Source organism: Enterococcus sp. BWB1-3, assembly GCF_016745275.1.
In the GTDB taxonomy this organism is placed as follows: domain Bacteria; phylum Bacillota; class Bacilli; order Lactobacillales; family Enterococcaceae; genus Enterococcus_L.
On sequence record NZ_JADOEP010000059.1, the window covers coordinates 1 to 1,715 of the forward strand.

The 1,715-nt window shown below is 39.3% G+C and carries 1 protein-coding gene, 2 tRNA genes and 1 pseudogene; 3 read left to right on the plus strand and 1 reads right to left on the minus strand.

The features are described from left to right. Positions 1–48: 48 nt before the first annotated feature. Both IW492_RS17770 and IW492_RS17775 read left to right on the plus strand, forming a co-directional pair. Positions 49–122, plus strand: a tRNA-Arg gene (locus tag IW492_RS17770). Between the two features lie 36 nt (positions 123–158). Next, a tRNA-Pro gene (locus IW492_RS17775) sits at positions 159–235 on the plus strand. Between the two features lie 577 nt (positions 236–812). Here the strand turns inward: IW492_RS17775 and IW492_RS18800 are convergent. After that, positions 813–1,547 (minus strand): annotated as a pseudogene (locus IW492_RS18800) (recombinase family protein); the annotation flags it as partial. Between the two features lie 32 nt (positions 1,548–1,579). Between IW492_RS18800 and IW492_RS18470 the strand changes: the two are divergent. Continuing rightward, positions 1,580–1,715: helix-turn-helix domain-containing protein (locus IW492_RS18470; RefSeq protein WP_269160951.1), on the plus strand; the 136-nt coding region annotated here is incomplete at its 3' end.

Genomic DNA, 1,715 nt, shown 5'->3' on the forward strand with positions numbered 1-1,715 from the left:
CCGTACCGGTTCGATTCCGGTCCTCGGCATAGGTACAAATAATAAGATGCGCCCATAGCTCAACTGGATAGAGTGTCTGACTACGGATCAGAAGGTTAGGGGTTCGACTCCTCTTGGGCGCGTGGTCTTTTTTTTAAGTAAAAATAAAATTGTAGTTGCGGGAAGTAGCTCAGCTTGGTAGAGCACTTGGTTTGGGACCAAGGGGTCGCAGGTTCGAATCCTGTCTTCCCGACCATTTTGTTATTATTTAAACCTGCACCAAAAAAATTTTTTAAGGTGTTAGGTACTGAGATAAATGTGTCGAAGAATCCACTGGAAACAGTGGATTCTTTTTTTCTTTGAGTTTTAATGCTTATTACGGGGTCGAAGCTAACGGTAGGCTCATAGGATAGATTACCATTGGAGTATATAAGAACTTTTTCAAAAATAGCCTGATTATACAGTCTCTTTACATAGTTAGGAGCTGTGCTATACATCTTATTGCATCCTTCAATTATTTCGAGTATTCTTTCGAAGTTTTGTTGTGCGTGTTGACAATAGTTGGTATGTAACTTTAATTGGTTATCAATACCTATTAACGCAGTTCTCAATCGTTCTTGTTCTTTCTTAAAGAGTTCGATAGGGATTGCATCTTCGTAGTGAGCATCTAGTAGTTTGATCTGTTTTCTTTCAATCTTTTCTTTCTCTTTTTTTAAGTTTGAATGTTCAGTATCATAATTTTCGGAGCTCTTTTTAATGTATTCATCCATATAGTCCTTCATTCGATTTTTGTCATCAGTTGAGATGGTAATTTTTTCATATAGATCAAAGATGCTTTTTTCAATGTCATCTATTAAGATGGCTTTATGAGTGCATCTGTTTGCTTTACGAACTCTATTAGAGCAAACGAAATATGGGTAGATATCTCCAGACCGTGATTTTGCATTGTGTATAAGTAGTCGTCCACCGCATTCGCCACAATAGACTGTGCTTTTTAAGTAATGCTCATGCTTTCGACTTCTTTCACCAGCCCTATTAGTTTCGAGTACATCTTGAACGCTATCCCATAATTTCTCTGAAACAAGAGGAGTGTGAGCTCCTGGTAAGTAGGCACCTTTCCATTTTATCAGTCCTTTATAATAAGGATTCTTTAGAACGCCACTTAATAGACGCTTATTCATTCGCTTACTTGGTAACTTTGCTTTAGGAGGCATATTTAAACCTTGATTGGCTAAATGTTCTGCGAGGGTTCGTATACTCCACTCTCCTGAAGCGTAAAGCTCAAACGCTAAACGAACCAAGGGAGCTCGCTCGTCATCAAGGATAACTGTCCTATTTTCTCTGGATCGTTCATCAAAAAGAACGACGTTTTTGTAGCCGATAGGTGCTCGACCGATTGTTCCTCCAGATTTTGCTTTTTGAGTTAGCCCCTTCATGACTTCATTTGCTAAATTATTAGAGTAAAATTCAGCTATGTCACTCATAATACCGTGGAGTAATTTTCCTGCTGGTGTACTGTCGATATTTTCAGAGGTTGAAACTAGTTGAACTCCAGCTTCTTGAAGCACTCGATTGATTTCTACATCATCACCACGATTTCTTGCCAAGCGATCTACATTATCGTGTTCTTGAAGAATTGACAGAACACCAATCAATGAAGAGCATTGCGAATCATTGCCGTGTGTCAGTGACGACGGTGCAGCGCACCTTGTCGGCGCTCACGCTTGAAACCAAAA